The 14840-nt window shown below is 60.4% G+C and carries 20 protein-coding genes; 10 read left to right on the plus strand and 10 right to left on the minus strand.

Annotated elements, in window-relative coordinates; all coding sequences use genetic code 11:
* Nucleotides 1–59: 59 nt before the first annotated feature.
* Complete coding sequence (gene oprI / locus BLQ09_RS21445; RefSeq protein ID WP_003172710.1) at nucleotides 60–311, minus strand: outer membrane lipoprotei OprI; 252 nt, start codon at nucleotides 309–311, stop codon at nucleotides 60–62.
* Between the two features lie 611 nt (nucleotides 312–922).
* On the opposite strand from oprI, the gene BLQ09_RS21450 reads away from it, so the two are divergent.
* Entirely contained in the window at nucleotides 923–1204 is a 282-nt protein-coding gene (locus tag BLQ09_RS21450; RefSeq protein ID WP_027606976.1) for a GNAT family N-acetyltransferase, read from the plus strand.
* A gap of 77 nt (nucleotides 1205–1281) precedes the next feature.
* Here the strand turns inward: BLQ09_RS21450 and BLQ09_RS21455 are convergent, their stop codons facing one another.
* Complete coding sequence (locus BLQ09_RS21455) at nucleotides 1282–2358, minus strand: 3-deoxy-7-phosphoheptulonate synthase (RefSeq protein ID WP_027606977.1); 1077 nt, start codon at nucleotides 2356–2358, stop codon at nucleotides 1282–1284.
* 130 nt (nucleotides 2359–2488) lie between these two features.
* Nucleotides 2489–2923: a PilZ domain-containing protein gene (locus BLQ09_RS21460; RefSeq protein ID WP_027606978.1), complete on the minus strand. Its 435-nt coding sequence runs from the start codon at nucleotides 2921–2923 to the stop codon at nucleotides 2489–2491.
* Here BLQ09_RS21460 and BLQ09_RS21465 point away from each other — a divergent pair.
* The 5 genes from BLQ09_RS21465 to cysB all read left to right on the plus strand — a co-directional run bounded on the left by BLQ09_RS21465 (nucleotide 2922) and on the right by cysB (nucleotide 6824).
* Entirely contained in the window at nucleotides 2922–3308 is a 387-nt protein-coding gene (locus BLQ09_RS21465; RefSeq protein WP_027606979.1) for a thioredoxin family protein, read from the plus strand. The two genes, BLQ09_RS21460 and BLQ09_RS21465, sit on opposite strands and share 2 nt — an antisense overlap.
* Nucleotides 3305–4258 (plus strand): putative 2-dehydropantoate 2-reductase, encoded by a 954-nt coding sequence (locus BLQ09_RS21470; protein WP_092358481.1) that lies wholly within the window; start codon nucleotides 3305–3307, stop codon nucleotides 4256–4258. The genes BLQ09_RS21465 and BLQ09_RS21470 overlap by 4 nt, the downstream gene beginning before the upstream one ends.
* A gap of 15 nt (nucleotides 4259–4273) precedes the next feature.
* Nucleotides 4274–5191, plus strand: a complete 918-nt coding sequence (locus BLQ09_RS21475) for a 5'-nucleotidase (RefSeq protein ID WP_027606981.1) — start codon at nucleotides 4274–4276, stop codon at nucleotides 5189–5191.
* A gap of 53 nt (nucleotides 5192–5244) precedes the next feature.
* Nucleotides 5245–5745, plus strand: coding sequence for a universal stress protein (locus tag BLQ09_RS21480; protein WP_027606982.1), 501 nt, complete (start codon nucleotides 5245–5247; stop codon nucleotides 5743–5745).
* Between the two features lie 104 nt (nucleotides 5746–5849).
* Nucleotides 5850–6824, plus strand: a complete 975-nt coding sequence (gene cysB, locus BLQ09_RS21485; protein ID WP_003189876.1) for an HTH-type transcriptional regulator CysB — start codon at nucleotides 5850–5852, stop codon at nucleotides 6822–6824.
* 5 nt (nucleotides 6825–6829) lie between these two features.
* Here cysB and BLQ09_RS21490 read toward each other — a convergent pair whose 3' ends face one another.
* Nucleotides 6830–7312: a GreA/GreB family elongation factor gene (locus tag BLQ09_RS21490; RefSeq protein WP_027606983.1), complete on the minus strand. Its 483-nt coding sequence runs from the start codon at nucleotides 7310–7312 to the stop codon at nucleotides 6830–6832.
* A 5-nt stretch (nucleotides 7313–7317) separates the two neighbouring features.
* The gene (locus tag BLQ09_RS21495) at nucleotides 7318–7686 is read right to left on the minus strand and encodes a hypothetical protein (RefSeq protein ID WP_092358483.1); all 369 of its coding nucleotides are present in this window, start codon (nucleotides 7684–7686) and stop codon (nucleotides 7318–7320) included.
* Between the two features lie 132 nt (nucleotides 7687–7818).
* Here BLQ09_RS21495 and earP point away from each other — a divergent pair, with 132 nt between their 5' ends.
* Together earP and BLQ09_RS21505 are read left to right on the plus strand one after the other, a co-directional pair.
* The gene (gene earP, locus BLQ09_RS21500) at nucleotides 7819–8952 is read left to right on the plus strand and encodes an elongation factor P maturation arginine rhamnosyltransferase EarP (RefSeq protein WP_092358485.1); all 1134 of its coding nucleotides are present in this window, start codon (nucleotides 7819–7821) and stop codon (nucleotides 8950–8952) included.
* 48 nt (nucleotides 8953–9000) lie between these two features.
* A complete protein-coding gene (locus BLQ09_RS21505; RefSeq protein WP_003172723.1) occupies nucleotides 9001–9573 on the plus strand; it encodes an elongation factor P in 573 nt (190 codons plus the stop codon).
* 65 nt (nucleotides 9574–9638) lie between these two features.
* Here BLQ09_RS21505 and BLQ09_RS21510 read toward each other — a convergent pair whose 3' ends face one another.
* From BLQ09_RS21510 to BLQ09_RS21525, 4 genes are all read right to left on the minus strand, one after another.
* On the minus strand, nucleotides 9639–10655 hold the full coding sequence (locus BLQ09_RS21510; RefSeq protein WP_092358487.1) for an alpha/beta hydrolase: 1017 nt from the start codon (nucleotides 10653–10655) through the stop codon (nucleotides 9639–9641).
* Nucleotides 10656–10682: 27 nt separating this feature from the next.
* Complete coding sequence (locus tag BLQ09_RS21515; protein WP_027606987.1) at nucleotides 10683–11102, minus strand: organic hydroperoxide resistance protein; 420 nt, start codon at nucleotides 11100–11102, stop codon at nucleotides 10683–10685.
* A gap of 237 nt (nucleotides 11103–11339) precedes the next feature.
* Nucleotides 11340–11792 (minus strand): MarR family winged helix-turn-helix transcriptional regulator, encoded by a 453-nt coding sequence (locus tag BLQ09_RS21520; protein ID WP_027606988.1) that lies wholly within the window; start codon nucleotides 11790–11792, stop codon nucleotides 11340–11342.
* 80 nt (nucleotides 11793–11872) lie between these two features.
* Complete coding sequence (locus tag BLQ09_RS21525) at nucleotides 11873–12823, minus strand: LysR family transcriptional regulator (RefSeq protein ID WP_092358489.1); 951 nt, start codon at nucleotides 12821–12823, stop codon at nucleotides 11873–11875.
* A 108-nt stretch (nucleotides 12824–12931) separates the two neighbouring features.
* Between BLQ09_RS21525 and BLQ09_RS21530 the strand changes: the two genes are divergently transcribed.
* Entirely contained in the window at nucleotides 12932–13681 is a 750-nt protein-coding gene (locus tag BLQ09_RS21530) for a sulfite exporter TauE/SafE family protein (RefSeq protein WP_027606990.1), read from the plus strand.
* On the opposite strand, the gene BLQ09_RS21535 is transcribed toward BLQ09_RS21530, so the two are convergent.
* Nucleotides 13671–14552, minus strand: a complete 882-nt coding sequence (locus tag BLQ09_RS21535) for a LysR family transcriptional regulator (protein WP_065924438.1) — start codon at nucleotides 14550–14552, stop codon at nucleotides 13671–13673. The two genes, BLQ09_RS21530 and BLQ09_RS21535, sit on opposite strands and share 11 nt — an antisense overlap.
* Nucleotides 14553–14622: 70 nt before the next feature.
* Here BLQ09_RS21535 and BLQ09_RS21540 point away from each other — a divergent pair, with 70 nt between their 5' ends.
* Entirely contained in the window at nucleotides 14623–14829 is a 207-nt protein-coding gene (locus BLQ09_RS21540) for a DUF1127 domain-containing protein (protein WP_186511919.1), read from the plus strand.
* Nucleotides 14830–14840: the final 11 nt, after the last annotated feature.

The raw sequence follows: 14840 nt of genomic DNA on the forward strand, positions 1-14840 counted from the left end.
GCAGGCAATAAAAAGCCGATCCAAGAATGGATCGGCTTGATAACAATCCCGAGGGATTATTACTTGCGGCTAGCTTTTTCAAGCATACGCAGAGCGCGCTCGTTAGCTTCGTCAGCAGTCTGTTGTGCTTTTTGAGCAGCAGCCAGAGCTTCATCAGCTTTACGGTAGGCTTCGTCTGCACGGGCCTGGGAGCGAGCTGCTGCGTCTTCAGTTGCAGTCAGACGAGCTTCGGTTTCTTTGGAGACGCTGCTGCAACCGGTAGCCAGAACTGCGGCCAGAGCCAGAGCAGAGAATTTCAGAACGTTGTTCATCGTGTTCCCCTTCAAGGACTTTCTATTAAATGGCTACTTTCTCAGAGTGAGCTAATAGCCGGCGTACATACTACCCATTACTTGTAGTAAGTAAACTGACGTAGCGCAAGAAGCAAAAAAAATTCTTGTACCGAATCTATTTTGGCTAACCTTTTTGAGGTTTGTATAAAAACTGTCCAGTTTTTTTCATTCGGATGAAAATTGGATCCAGGCTGAAAGGGCCAGCCCGCATGTGCCGGGCCTGGCAACCAGATGAAAATTTATATATCCACGCCGACACTTTGGTTAGGCTTGAGGATGCTTGCCCGAGCATCTTTTACGCATGTAGAGGTGACTTTAAGAGCGCCTGTTCGTCTCAAGGTTCAACTGCCGGCAATGTTCAGGCTTTCGGTCACCGGTTGATCGAGGCCCTTTCTATATCCACCAGCGGCAGGGATGACGGGCACGCCTTGAGCAATTACAGGATTGCTGCCTACTATTCCCTACGTGCTGGTTGTGAGCGCTCAAGGTTTTCTCGTTGTCGAAACCGGCACGGGGTGGCGTAGATGTTCCTTCGCCGGAAAAACATCGGTAAGGTAGGGGTCAGAATCCAAGACCCGCGAGGAGTAGTGATGAGCGAGGCGTTGTCCATCCACCATGACCAGGCTGGTCATCAGTTCGAGACCAATGTGGACGGTCATCGTGCCTATCTGACCTATATGGACCTCGGGAAGCAGACCCTGGACATCTATCGGACCTTCGTGCCCAACGCACTGCGCGGCCGTGGCATTGCTGCCGCGTTGACCGAGGAAGCGTTGAAGTTTGCCGAAGAGCAAGGCTACACGGTGATCCCGTCGTGTTCCTATGTCGAACGCTACATGGAGCGCCACCAGCGCCATGCCGCGAAGCTATAACGCACAACATAAAATGCAGCATGAAAAACGCCGGGCTCAGCCCGGCGTTTTTGTGTGCGCACCCTTCAGATACAGGTTCAGCTGCGTTTGCGTTTCGGCAATACGTCCTTGAGCTTGGCGTGCATGCTGCGCAGGGTGTTCTCGGTGGCGGACCAGTCGATGCAGGCATCGGTGATCGATACGCCGTACTGCAAGTCGGCCAGGTCCTTTGGAATCGCCTGGCAGCCCCAGTTCAGGTGGCTCTCGACCATCAGGCCGATAATCGACTGGTTGCCTTCGAGGATCTGGTTGGCGACGTTTTCCATCACCAGCGGCTGCAGCGCCGGGTCCTTGTTGGAGTTGGCGTGGCTGCAGTCGACCATGATGTTCGGCTTGATCCTGGCCTTGTTCAGCGCCTGCTCGCAGAGCGCCACGCTGACCGAGTCATAGTTGGGCTTGCCATTGCCGCCGCGCAACACCACGTGACCGTAGGCATTGCCCTTGGTGGTGACGATGGAGACGCCGCCTTCCTGGTTGATACCCAGGAAACGGTGAGGGCTGGAGACCGATTGCAGCGCGTTGATCGCCACGGTCAGGCCGCCGTCGGTGCCGTTCTTGAAGCCTACGGCCGAAGACAGGCCGGATGCCATTTCGCGGTGGGTCTGCGACTCGGTGGTGCGCGCGCCGATGGCCGACCAGCTGATCAGGTCCTGCAGGTACTGCGGGGAGATCGGGTCGAGGGCTTCGGTGGCGGTGGGCAGGCCCATTTCGGCCAGGTCCAGCAGCAATTTGCGACCGATGTGCAAACCGTCCTGGATCTTGAACGAGTCGTCCAGGTACGGGTCGTTGATCAAGCCTTTCCAGCCCACGGTGGTACGCGGCTTCTCGAAATACACGCGCATCACCAGGTACAAGGTGTCGGACACTTCCGCCGCCAGCACTTTGAGGCGCTCGGCGTATTCGTGGGCAGCCTTGAGGTCGTGGATCGAGCAAGGCCCGATCACGACGAAGAGGCGGTGGTCGGTGCCATCGAGAATGTCACGGATGACTTCGCGGCCCTTGGTGACGGTCTGCAGGGCAGCGTCGCTCAGAGGGATTTCGCGCTTGAGCTGATCGGGTGTGATCAGGGTCTCGTTGGATTCGACGTTTAGGTCATTGATCGGTAAATCAGCCATCGTGTTACTCGCCAGGGTCACGGGTGCCGGCCGCCAGCCATCCCCGTGCGGCGGGCACAGCATGATTTGAATGCAGGGGGGAGGAACCTTAGCGCGTAACACGGGCCCGCGACAATGGGCAAAGCCCGCTTTAATCCAGCGCTGGCCGCACAAACGTCTCGTGGGCGAACTCGCCGGCATGGCGCGCCACCCACTCACGGGCCAGGGCTTCGAGTTGCTGCGGGGTGGGCTCGGCATCTTCGTGCTGGCGGCAGTAGCGCTCTATCCGGCATGCTTGTTCACCCATTCGCGCACCGAACAACGCATGTTCATCGGTAAACGAAATGCCCACGCGGTAGCCGTTTTCCACCTTGCGACACCACGCCACATACCCCGGATAGCGGGCCGTGGCGCCCAGGGAGGGAATGTGCAGGTCAACGGCCGTGCCCTGGCGCCATGGGCGGGGCCAATTGCAGGCAACGCCGCCCAGTCCGATAGTGTGCAGGCGTTGGCGGGGGATGGCGGGAGAGGGACGTTGGATTAACTCGACAGCGACATCATCAGGGTGAGGTAAAAAACGACCCATGTACACGGACTCCGAGCACCGTCCAGTTGACGGCGGTGGCAGCAGTATAGTGAAGGAACTGGAATTGACCGACCTGGATATTGACCAGCAATTGCTGGGATTGCCAGGTATTTCGCTGGTGGTGTTCACCAGCGTGGGGTGTTCCAGCTGCCGTTGGGCACGCCAGCAGTTGCCGGGCTGGCGTTTGCCGGTGGACCGCGTGTGCTGGGTGGATGCCGGGCACAATGGCGGTGCGGTCGAACGCTACCAGATCTTTCATTTGCCGGCGTTGTTCGTGGTGTGCGAGGGTCAGTTCCTCGGGCAAATACAGACACGTCTTACGCTTTCTGACCTGACCGAAACCATTGACCAAGCACTTAGCCGCACTCCGGAGGAACTGCCATGACAGTACAGTCGCCACGTATCGGCATTATCGGCACCGGCGCCATCGGTGGCTTCTATGGAGTGATGCTGGCACGTGCTGGCTTCGACGTGCACTTCCTGCTGCGCAGCGAATATGCAGCGGTCAGCGAGCACGGCCTGCGCGTCAATAGCCGTGTGCATGGCAACCTGCAACTGCGCCCGGTGCAGGCCTACGCCCATGCCGCCGACATGCCGCCGTGCGATTGGTTGCTGGTGGGCACCAAGTCCACCGGCAATGTCGAGCTGGCCCCGACCCTCGCCCAGGTCGCGGCGCCGGACGCCAAGGTGGTGTTGCTGCAAAACGGCCTGGATGTCGAAGACAGTCTGCGTGAACACCTGCCGCCATCCCTGCATCTACTGGGCGGGCTGTGCTACATCGGCGTACACCGCTCCGCGCCTGGCGTCGTCGAGCATCAGGCGTTGGGCCGGGTCAACCTGGGCTACCACAGCGGCACGGCCGCCAACGATGAGGCCCGTCAGAAGGCTATTGTCGAAGCCGGTGCCGCGTTGTTTCATAAGGCCGGCATCGAGTCCCAGGCCATGGCCAATGTGCATCAGGCCCGCTGGCACAAGCTGGTGTGGAACGTGCCTTACAATGGCCTCTCCGTACTGTTGGGAACGGGTACCACGGCAATGATGGCGGACGAATCCAGCCGCGAGCTGATCCAGGCGCTGATGGCCGAAGTGGTGCAGGGCGCCCATGCCTGCGGCCATGAAATCCCCGCCAGTTACGCCGAGCAGATGTTCGCCATGACGGAAACCATGGACGATTACCTGCCCAGCATGTACCACGACCATATACATAAACGCCCGCTGGAACTGGCGGCGATCTATGGGCGACCGCTCGCTGCCGCCAAGGCCGCGGGTTGCGAATTGCCACGAATGCAGGCGCTGTACCAGGCCTTGAGCTTTATTGATCGGCATAACCGCTGATTCGGGGGACGTACCATGGCAAAGGGATTGGGCGACAAACTGGTGCTGGCGATTTCCTCGCGGGCCCTGTTCGACCTGAGCGACAGCCATAAGGTCTACCTGGCCCAAGGGGTGGAGGCCTACCGTAAATACCAGATCGAACACGAGGAAGAGATCCTCGAGCCCGGTGACGCCTTTCCGCTGGTCAAGAAGCTGCTGAGCCTCAATGCGAGCCTGGGGCGTGCTCGGGTCGAGGTGGTGCTGGTGTCGCGCAACAGTGCCGACACCGGCTTGCGCGTGTTCAATTCCATCCAGCATTACGGCCTGGATATTTCCCGCGCAGCCTTTGTCGGTGGGCGTAGTCCTTATCCTTATTTGGCGGCGTTTGGCTGTCATCTGTTTCTTTCCACCCATGCTGAAGATGTACGCAGCGCCCTCGATGCCGGCTTTGCCGCCGCGACGATTCTGTCGGGCGGTCCGCGCCGGGCGTCCAGCGAAGAGCTGCGGATCGCCTTCGACGGTGACGCGGTGCTGTTCTCCGATGAGTCGGAGCGCGTGTACCAGGCCGGTGGGCTGGAGGCGTTCCAGGCCAGCGAGCGCGAGTCGGCACGCCAGCCTTTGCACGGTGGCCCCTTCAAGGGTTTCCTGGCGGCACTCAACTTGTTGCAGCGTGAGTTTCCAGACGAGGCCTGCCCGATCCGCACAGCCTTGGTCACCGCCCGTTCGGCGCCTTCCCACGAGCGGGTGATCCGGACCTTGCGTGAGTGGGACATCCGCCTGGATGAGTCACTGTTTCTCGGCGGCCTGGAAAAGTCCGCCTTCCTGGAGGCGTTTGCCGCGGATGTGTTTTTCGATGACCAGGCCGGTCACTGCGAGAAAGCCAGGGAGGTGGTGGCCACCGGGCATGTGCCCCATGGCATCAGTAACGAGGTGAGGATTCAGGCCGAGACCTAGGCGCGCTGCTAAGCTCATTCAATCTCCTCCATCCTGGCCGTCCGGGAGGTTTTATGATTCGTTCGATGCTGTACGCCACAGACCTCGGTCTGTATGCGCCGTATGTGATGCAACATGCACTGGCGCTGGCACGAACGTTCAAGGCTGACCTGGATGTGATTCATGTGGTCGAGCCCATCGGGTTGTTCGCCGAATCGGTGTTGCAGAGCTACCTTGATGAGAAGGCCTTGAGTGAATGGCAGAGCCAGGGGCTGAGCACTGTCATGGCGACCATCGAGCAGCGGGTGCTGGACAGTTTTCGCGAAGAATTGGGGGACGAGGGCCAGGACCTGGAACTGATTCGCTCGGTACGGGTGATTCAGGGCGACCCCTGCGAAGTGATACTCGAGCAGTTGCGCAAATTGTCCGTCGACCTGTTGATCGTCGGCAGCCACAGCCATGCCACGGCGGCCGCCACACCGCTTGGGCGCACCGCCGCACGGGTGCTGCAGTTGTCTAGCGTGCCGGTTTACCTGGTGCCTGCGTTACAGCGTCGACGCAGTGATGACGTGTGATGGGTAAAAAACGATAAAAAGTTCTAGATTTATCCGTCAAACCTTTAATATAGTTATATACCGTCGCTGATACCCGTGGCGTCTATCTGCTTTGAGGGACACATATGAAGCTTCAACAACTGCGCTACATCTGGGAAGTGGCGCACCACGACCTCAACGTTTCCGCTACCGCTCAAAGCCTTTACACCTCCCAACCCGGTATCAGCAAGCAGATCCGCCTGCTCGAAGACGAGCTGGGCGTCGAAGTGTTCGCGCGCAGCGGCAAGCACCTCACCCGTGTCACCCCGGCCGGTGAACGCATCATCACCACCGCCGGCGAGATCCTGCGCAAAGTCGAGAGCATCAAGCAGATCGCCCAGGAATTCTCCAACGAGAAGAAAGGCACCTTGTCGATTGCCACGACCCACACCCAGGCGCGTTACGCATTGCCGCCGGTGATCCGCGATTTCATCAAGCAATACCCGGACGTGGCGCTGCACATGCATCAAGGCTCGCCGATGCAGATCGCTGAGATGGCCGCCGACGGCACCGTCGATTTCGCCATCGCCACCGAAGCCCTGGAACTGTTCGGTGACCTGGTGATGATGCCGTGCTACCGCTGGAACCGTTGCGTCGTCGTGCCCCAGGGCCACCCATTGGCCAAGTTGCCGAAGCTGACCCTGGAAGCCCTGGCCGAATACCCGATCGTCACCTACGTCTTCGGTTTCACCGGCCGCTCCAAGCTCGACGAAGCCTTCAGCCATCGTGGCCTGACGCCGAAAGTGGTGTTCACCGCCGCCGACGCCGACGTCATCAAGACCTATGTGCGCCTGGGCCTGGGCGTGGGCATCGTCGCCAAGATGGCCGTCGATACCAACCTCGATAAAGACCTGGTGGTGCTGGATGCCAGCGAGCTGTTCGAGTCCAGTGTGACCAAGATCGGCTTCCGCCGTGGCACCTTCCTGCGGGGCTTCATGTGCGACTTCATCGAGAAGTTCGCCCCGCACCTGACCCGCGAAGTCATGGCCAAGGCAATCCAGTGCCACAACAAGCAGGAACTGGAAGAGCTGTTCGACGGCGTGGAATTGCCCGTCCATTAAGGGCGTTATTTGGCCTCGGTAACCGTAAAGTGTTGCCGGGCGCCTGCCACCAGGATCTCCACCTCATCACCTTCGAACTTGCCCAGCAGGCTTTTGCCCAAGGGTGAACGCGGGGTGATGACGGTCACCGGTTGCCCGACCACGTCCACCTTCAAACCCGCCGCATCCGGTGCCAGGAACAGCCACTGCTGGCGGCCGTTCTCGTCTTCCAGGCCCAGCAATGTGCCGACTTCTATGCCACGTTGATCATCGTACGCACGCAGTGGCAGGTTCTGGCATAGCGCCAGCGCCTGCTTGATTTCCTCGACGCGCCTGGCTTGCCCGGCTGCCAGGTAAGACGCCTCCAGCCCGAGGGTGTCGTATTTGTTTTCGGCGATATTTTCTTCGTGGGTCGCGGTTTCGTAGGCGGTCTGCGCGGCGCGCTGGGCGATGTCGAGGTCGACGGTGAGTTTTTCCAGGATCAGCTGGTGAACGGCGTGTTTATTCATGGTCATCAATCGCAGAATTGCAGGACATTGGTCCGGGTCTTTTCATTCGGTGCGTTCTGGTCCTGCTGCAGCCAGAACTGGCATTTTGGGTTGGACAGGTTGCGTGCGTTATTGCGGGCCTGGTCCAGGGCCTGCTGTTGTTCATGCTTCTGCAGGTTCTGTTGGTATTGCTCGAACATACGGTTCGGCGGCTCCGGTGCAACCGGTGCGGGTTTACCCAGTTGCTCAACGGCCTGGGCTACAGGCGCCAGGCTTTGCGGGAACAGGTAGCGCGACGCCAGCCAGGTGGTCAGCGCAATGGCGATAAATCCCAGCCACAGCCCCAGGGCAATGGCGAGCGTGAGCTTGGGCAGCGACAACGAGCGATCGGACATGATGGCCTCCTGGCAGGCATTAACGGCATGGCGGCGATTGTCGCACAGCCGCTGTGCAGAATAATCGCGATCAAGCCTTCTGCATTGGCGCATTTATGCGGACAATCGAGCCTTTGAGCGTTGGAGCGCGGAATGAAAGCCCGCTGGGATATTTTTTGCAGCGTCGTCGATAACTATGGCGACATCGGCGTGACCTGGCGCCTGGCCCGGCAATTGGTGGCGGAGCAGGGCTGCGAGGTGCGCTTGTGGGTCGACGACCTGCGCGCCTTCGAGCGTATGTGCCCCGAGATTGATGTGCGCCTGGACCAGCAATGGCAAGAGGGTGTCGATGTGCGCCATTGGCCGGCCGTGTGGTCGAGCGCACCGGCAGCCGATGTGGTGATCGCCGCCTTCGCCTGCCAGTTGCCGCCTGACTACATGGAAGCCATGGCCGCGCGTGAACGCACGCCGTTGTGGATGAACCTGGATTACCTCAGTGCCGAAGACTGGGTAGTGGGGTGCCATCGGTTGCCGTCGGTGAAGTTCAAGGGCGTGCAGAAGTACTTCTTTTTCCCAGGGTTCCGACCCGGTACGGGCGGGTTGTTACGCGAGGCCGGGTTGCTGGAACAGCGTCAGGCGTTTCAGCAGGATGCCGCTGCACAGCGGCAATTCCTGCAAGGCTTGGGTGTGTTTCCGGCACCGGGTGCGCGGCTGATCTCGTTGTTCGCCTACGAAAACGCCGGGCTGGCCAGTTGGCTGGATGCACTTTCGACCGACGGGCACACCACTCATCTCTTGGTGCCGGAAGGGCGCATCCTCGGTGATGTACAGCATTGGCTCGGTGTCGAAGGCCTGGCGGTGGGGGACGTCCATCAACGCAACGCCCTGACCGTGCAGGTGCTGCCGTTTGTGCGCCAGGAGCAATATGACCGCCTGCTGTGGTGTTGTGACTTCAACGCCGTGCGCGGCGAAGACTCGTTCGTGCGCGCCCAATGGGCCGGGCGGCCGCTGCTGTGGCACATCTATCGCCAGGACGAAGACATCCACCTGGACAAGCTCGACGCCTTCCTGGACCTGTACACCGCCGCCCTGTCACCGGCCGCAAAGGCTGCCCTGGTCGAGCTCTGGCAAGCCTGGAACACTGATGGCGATATGGCACAAGCGTGGAAAATACTGCTGGCGCACTGGCCTGAGTTAAGCCAGCACGCGCAGACGTGGTGTCTGGAACAAGGCTTGCAGGCCGATCTTGCGACGGCGCTGGTACAGTTTTATGAAAGTTGGATATGATACGCGACCTTGATTTTTGTAATCCCATCCAAATTTCGGATATACGCAATGAAAACTGGTAAAGAACTGAAACCCGGTACAGTGATCCGTCTCGAAAACGACCCTTGGCTGGTTCAGAAAGCTGAGTTCACCAAGTCTGGTCGTAACAGCGCAATCATGAAGACCAAGCTGAAGAACCTGCTGACCGGTTACAAGACCGAGATCGTCTACAGCGCCGATGACAAACTGGACGACGTGATCCTCGACCGCAAGGAAGCGACCCTGTCCTTCATCAGCGGCGACACCTACACGTTCATGGACACCACCGACTACACCATGTACGAGCTGAACGCTGAAGATATCGAAGCCGTTCTGCCGTTCATCGAAGAAGGCATGGAAGACGTCTGCGAAGCTATTTTCTTCGAAGAGCGCCTGGTTTCCGTAGAGCTGCCGACCACTATCGTGCGTAAGGTTGCCTACACCGAAGGTTCCGCTCGCGGTGACACTTCGGGCAAAGTAATGAAGCCTGCCAAGCTGAGCAACGGTACCGAACTGCAAGTAGCCGATTTCATCGAAATCGACGACCTGATCGAGATCGACACCCGCGAAGGTGGTTCGTACAAAGGTCGCGCCAAGAAGTAATTCCGGCCCCGCCGATACGAAAAAAGCCCGACCTAGCGTCGGGCTTTTTCGTGGGCGCTGCTTTTTTACTTCAGGTGTTGCTTGAGCTCGTCGGATGCCTGCAGCAAGGCCGAACGCACCGCTGGTACCTGGCTGACCACGTTGAGCAAGCCGTAGTCGTGGATCATGCCGTTATAGCGCACGGCGGTCACTGGAACCCCGGCCTGGTCCAGCTTGCGCGCATAGGCTTCGCCTTCGTCACGCAACACGTCGGCACCGGCGGTCTGAATCAGCGCGGGCGGCGAGCCCTTGAGCTGATCCGCGGTCGCCCGCAGCGGCGAGGCGTAGATCTCGGCGCGCTGATTGGCGTCGGTGGTGTAGTTGTCCCAGAACCACTTCATCATGTTCCTGGTGAGGAAGTGCCCTTCGGCGTACTGGTTGTAGGACGCCGTCTCGAAGTTGGCATCGGTCACCGGCCATAACAGCAGCTGGAACTTGATCGCAGGTGTGCCCTTGTCCTTGGCCATCAGGCTGACGACGGCTGCCATATTGCCGCCGACACTATTGCCCGCGACCGCCAGGCGTTTGCCGTCGACGTTGATGTCCTTGCCATGCTCGGCGACCCACTTGGTTGCGCCGTAGGCCTGGTTGATCGCCACCGGATAGCGGGCTTCCGGTGAAGGCGTGTAGTTGACGAAGACCGCCACGGCCCCCGAACCCGCCACCAGATCGCGCACCAGGCGCTCGTGGGTCGGGTAATCCCCCAACACCCAGCCGCCACCGTGGAAGAACATGAACACCGGCAATGTGCCCTTGACCCCGGCTGGCCGCACGATGGTCAGGTCCAGCGGCTGGCCATCGACCTGAATGGTCTTCTGGCTCACGTCCGCCTTGGGCAGGGTCAACTTCACACCGGCCTGGGCGCCCGTCAGCACGGCACGGGCTTGCGTGGGTGTCAGTTGTTCCATCGGTTTGCCGGTGCCGGCGTTCAACACATCCAGGAAGGCCTGGGTACTGTGTTCAACGTCGCCATTGGCGGCAAACGCGTGAGTGACGGACAGGGCGAGCAGGCTGCCGGTCAGCACTTTGGCAAATGTGTTCATGTTCTTCTCCAGTGACAGCGGCAGTGGTTAGACGGTTACGTGCAGGCGCACATCGACGTTGCCACGGGTGGCGTTGGAGTACGGGCAGACTTGGTGCGCGGCGTCGACCAGGCTTTGCGCATCGTCCTCGGCCAGGCCTGGCAGGCTGACGTGCAGGTCGATATCCAGGCCGAAACCGCCAGGGATCTGGCCGATGCCGACGTGGGCAGTGATCGAGGCATCATCCGGGATTTTGCGTTTGGTCTGGCTGGCGACGAATTTCAGGGCGCCGATAAAGCAGGCCGAGTAACCGGCGGCAAACAGTTGTTCCGGATTGGTGGCCTGGCCGCCGGCGCCGCCCAACTCCTTGGGAGTGGAGAGTTTGACGTCGAGGATATTGTCGCTGGAAACAGCGCGACCATCACGGCCGCCGGTGGCGGTGGCTACTGCGGTATAGAGCGTTTGCATGGTGTCGTCCTCTTGGTTTTTAGCGCTAAAGTTTTGCGCGCTAATTAGTTGGTGAGGCAAATGTATAGCGCTAATGTTTAGTGTGCAAGATAAATGTATAAATATTTTTTCAGTCGCTGCAAACCAGTGTGGGAGGAGGCTTGCTCCCGATAGCGGTGTTTCAGTCAAAAGATTCGTCGACTGATAAACCGTCATCGGGAGCAAGCCCCCTCCCACAGGTTGAGTGTTTTGCCGTGTTCAGATCGCGTTCTGCAGGTTGCCCCGCAACGCAAGCAAGTCAGCCTGCAGCTTGCGCAATTGGTCCAGCTCCAAACCGCTGGCGCCGAGAATGCACTGTGGAATGCCCATGGCCTTTTCCTGCAAGGCACGCCCGGCGCCGGTCAGTTCCACCACCACCACGCGCTCATCTTCACGGCTGCGGGTGCGGCTGAGCAGGCCTTCGGCTTCCAGGCGCTTGAGCAGGGGCGTCAGGGAGCCCGGGTCGGTCAGCAGGCGGCTGCTGATTTCTCCGACGGTCAAACCATCTTCTTCCCACAGCACCATCATGGCCAGATACTGCGGGTAGGTCAGGCCGAGGGCTTGCAGCAGCGGTTTGTAGACCTTGGTCATCAGCAGCGAAGTGGAGTGCAGGGCGAAACACAGTTGGTTGTCCAGCAACAGGGATTCGCACGGGGCGGGATTTTTGCTCATGGTGGTGCCTCAAAAAAAGCGTGTCTGCCTGGAATCTAGCGGGCAAATCTTTAATGCGCCAGATAATTCTGTGCGGGTGGTCAGACCAGTCCGCTTTGCAGTGCCAGATCCCAAGGCGGCACGGGGCTGAATCGGGACTTGAGGTATTCCAGCAGCAACCGGCTGCGCGCATTGGGCTGCTGTTCCAGGCGCAGTGCATAGATCCCGGTGGTCTCCGGGGTGGGTAGGCCGTCTTGGCAAAACAGCGGCAGTAACTCGCCGCGCACCAGGTACTCACTGGCCAGCCAGGTGGGGAGGTGGGCGATCCCCAGCCCGGCGAGAGCGCCCGATAACAGCGCTTCAGCGTTGTTTGCGCTCATGCGGATGCGCCGCGGGCGATATGTTGCACGTCGCCCGTCCAACTCGAAGCGCCACGCGAACATCGGCGCCAGGCCGTCCCAGTCCAGGCCGTCATGCTCGCTCAATTCGCGAGGGTCGGCCGGGGTGCCACGGCTTTTCAGGTAGGCCGGACTGGCGCAGGCGATGCGCACGATACTGGCCAGGGGCGTGGCGATCAGCCGGGTATCGACGATATGCCCGGCGCGCAGCACCAGGTCGACCTTGCCCAAGTGCGCGCCCTGCATATCGACAAAGCTGTCGATCAGATGCAGGTGCACATCCAGCCCCGGGTACACATTCAGAAAGTCGGCGATCACGGGCGCCAGATGCCGTCGCCCAAACGCTGCCGGTGCGTCCACGCGGATCAAGCCCTCGGGCGCATGGCTCAAGGAGACCGCTTCCGCCCGCGCCAGTTGCAGCTCGCTGACAATCCGTCGTGCCCGCTCGGCGAAGGCGAGGCCCGCCGGGGTCGGCACCACCGCGTGAGTGCTGCGCTGGAACAGGCGGCTGCCCACGGAGCTTTCCAGGCTGTCGATGCGCCGCGCCACCGCCGAAGGGGTCAGCGGATGGCGACGGGCTGCGGCAGAAAAGCTGCCGGTTTCCAGTACATCGAGAAACAGGCTCAGTTGATCGGTCAGCGTGTTGGGATTCATCGATGCGCGCTTATGCGAGATTGGCACAGCCATTGTGCGTTGCTGTGCGTTTCCGCGCCAGGGTCGACTGCGTAGCATGCAGGGCCTGGGAATGTGGAGTAGCGAGCGGTGTTGGATTTAGCGGTGTATCTGGTATTGGGCGTGGCCCTCGGCACGGTCGGTGGCCTGTTTGGTATCGGCGGTGGGCTGATTGCGATCCCGGTCCTCGGCGTATGGTTCGGCCTGGACCAACAACTTGCCCAAGGCACGGCGCTGGTGATGGTGGTGCCGAACGTGATGCTGGCCCTGTGGCGTTACCACCAGCGCAATCGCATCGAACTGCGCCACGCCCTGCCGTTGGGCATCATGGGCTTCAGCTTTGCCTGGCTCGGCTCGATCTGGGCTGTGGGGCTGGATGCAGGCGCCATGCGCATCGGCTTTATCGTGTTCCTGCTGACGCTTTCGGCTTACAACCTGCTGCGCATGTTCACGCGCAATGCACCGCCGACGGCACACATGCGTTATTCCTGGCCCTGGCTTGGCGTGTTGGGCGCGGCGTCCGGTTCCATGGGCGGTTTGTTTGGGGTGGGCGGCGCGGTGGTGGCCACGCCGGTACTGACCAGTGTGTTCGGCACCACCCAGGTGGTCGCCCAGGGCTTGTCCCTGGCCTTGGCCCTGCCCAGTACCGGGGTGACCCTGGTCACCTATGCCTGGCACCACGAAGTGGACTGGCTGATCGGCATCCCCCTGGCTGTCGGTGGCCTGCTCAGTATCAGTTGGGGCGTGAAAGTCGCCCACGCCCTGCCGGAAAGGCTGTTGCGCGGCCTGTTCTGCGGCTTCCTGGTGCTGTGTGCGGTAATGCTGACCTTTAAAGTCTGAAGCCTTCGAGGATGTACTCCGCCAGGCAATCGGTGATCGGTGAGGCCATCAGGGGGTTACGCAGCAAACGCAGGTTCATTGACGGCAAGGGCGGTAGCCCTTCCTCGCTGCCGAGTATGCGCAGGTCTGCAGTCACCAGGCTTTCCATGCTGACCATGGCCGCCAAGCCCGCGCTGACGACTGCCTGGATCGCCGCCCCATTGGTGCTGTGATAGGCGAGGCGATAACTGCGCTCGACCGAATCCAGTGCCCCCAGGGCCCACTGGGTGTAAAGGCAGTCAGCACCGGAAATCGCCAGGGGCAGGGCGTCGTGCTCGTCTACGCAAAAGCACGGTGCTGCGGCCCATACCATGCGTTCGGAACGCAACAGTTCCCCGACATCATTCCCGGGCTCTCGGCTGATCACGGTCAGGGCCAGGTCCCGGCGCTGCATCAGCACCGTGGACGCCTCGCAGTGCATCTCAATCTGGATCAGCGGGTACGCCTTGGAAAACCGTTGGAGAATCCCCGGCAGGAAGCGCATCACGTAGTCATCCGGTGTGCCGATGCGTACCAGCCCCACCATATGCGGCTCGCGCAGGGTGTTGAACACTTCGCTGTGCAATTTCAGGATGCGCCGCGCGTAGCCCAGCAGCACTTGGCCCTCGGGGGTAAGCCGCACTTGCCGGCCATCGCGCTCGAACAGTTTGCGCTGCAGCACGTCTTCTTCCAGGCGCTTCATCTGCATGCTCACCGCCGATTGGGTGCGGTTGACCCGTTCACCGGCGCGGGTGAAACCGCCTTGGTCGGCGATGGCGACGAAAGTGCGCAGTACCTCAGTGTCGATGCTCGGGTAGCCGGACAATTGATCAATCTCCGAGATGTATTGCATAAGAAACATTCGTTGGATTGATCTTAAGGCCAAGCACACACTCGCGTCATCCCCATTGGAGGGCGAGAAGATGAAAGGTCAAAGAGGCTTTGTGTTGATGGCAAAACGTCCGTTTTCCGGGCTGTTTCACAGGATTGCCCGTTGGCAGGCGCTGCATGGGGAACGCCAGGTCCTGGCCAGCTTGAGCGATGATGCGCTCAAGGACATCGGGCTCAATCGCGGCGACGTTGAGCAGGATCTCCATCTGCATTTCTGGCAAGACCCGCTGCGAAAATGACCCCGGATGCA

This window comes from Pseudomonas sp. NFACC25 (assembly GCF_900100935.1).
GTDB classification, from domain to species: domain Bacteria; phylum Pseudomonadota; class Gammaproteobacteria; order Pseudomonadales; family Pseudomonadaceae; genus Aquipseudomonas; species Aquipseudomonas marginalis.

Bases quoted from the DNA above. Each gene is read 5' to 3' on its own strand.
- oprI (WP_003172710.1), bottom strand. From the start codon at position 311: ATGAACAACGTTCTGAAATTCTCTGCTCTGGCTCTGGCCGCAGTTCTG.
- BLQ09_RS21450 (WP_027606976.1), top strand. From the start codon at position 923: ATGAGCGAGGCGTTGTCCATCCACCATGACCAGGCTGGTCATCAGTTC.
- BLQ09_RS21455 (WP_027606977.1), bottom strand. From the start codon at position 2,358: ATGGCTGATTTACCGATCAATGACCTAAACGTCGAATCCAACGAGACC.
- BLQ09_RS21465 (WP_027606979.1), top strand. From the start codon at position 2,922: ATGTACACGGACTCCGAGCACCGTCCAGTTGACGGCGGTGGCAGCAGT.
- BLQ09_RS21460 (WP_027606978.1), bottom strand. From the start codon at position 2,923: ATGGGTCGTTTTTTACCTCACCCTGATGATGTCGCTGTCGAGTTAATC.
- BLQ09_RS21470 (WP_092358481.1), top strand. From the start codon at position 3,305: ATGACAGTACAGTCGCCACGTATCGGCATTATCGGCACCGGCGCCATC.
- BLQ09_RS21475 (WP_027606981.1), top strand. From the start codon at position 4,274: ATGGCAAAGGGATTGGGCGACAAACTGGTGCTGGCGATTTCCTCGCGG.
- BLQ09_RS21480 (WP_027606982.1), top strand. From the start codon at position 5,245: ATGATTCGTTCGATGCTGTACGCCACAGACCTCGGTCTGTATGCGCCG.
- cysB (WP_003189876.1), top strand. From the start codon at position 5,850: ATGAAGCTTCAACAACTGCGCTACATCTGGGAAGTGGCGCACCACGAC.
- BLQ09_RS21490 (WP_027606983.1), bottom strand. From the start codon at position 7,312: ATGAATAAACACGCCGTTCACCAGCTGATCCTGGAAAAACTCACCGTC.
- BLQ09_RS21495 (WP_092358483.1), bottom strand. From the start codon at position 7,686: ATGTCCGATCGCTCGTTGTCGCTGCCCAAGCTCACGCTCGCCATTGCC.
- earP (WP_092358485.1), top strand. From the start codon at position 7,819: ATGAAAGCCCGCTGGGATATTTTTTGCAGCGTCGTCGATAACTATGGC.
- BLQ09_RS21505 (WP_003172723.1), top strand. From the start codon at position 9,001: ATGAAAACTGGTAAAGAACTGAAACCCGGTACAGTGATCCGTCTCGAA.
- BLQ09_RS21510 (WP_092358487.1), bottom strand. From the start codon at position 10,655: ATGAACACATTTGCCAAAGTGCTGACCGGCAGCCTGCTCGCCCTGTCC.
- BLQ09_RS21515 (WP_027606987.1), bottom strand. From the start codon at position 11,102: ATGCAAACGCTCTATACCGCAGTAGCCACCGCCACCGGCGGCCGTGAT.
- BLQ09_RS21520 (WP_027606988.1), bottom strand. From the start codon at position 11,792: ATGAGCAAAAATCCCGCCCCGTGCGAATCCCTGTTGCTGGACAACCAA.
- BLQ09_RS21525 (WP_092358489.1), bottom strand. From the start codon at position 12,823: ATGAATCCCAACACGCTGACCGATCAACTGAGCCTGTTTCTCGATGTA.
- BLQ09_RS21535 (WP_065924438.1), bottom strand. From the start codon at position 14,552: ATGCAATACATCTCGGAGATTGATCAATTGTCCGGCTACCCGAGCATC.
- BLQ09_RS21540 (WP_186511919.1), top strand. From the start codon at position 14,623: ATGAAAGGTCAAAGAGGCTTTGTGTTGATGGCAAAACGTCCGTTTTCC.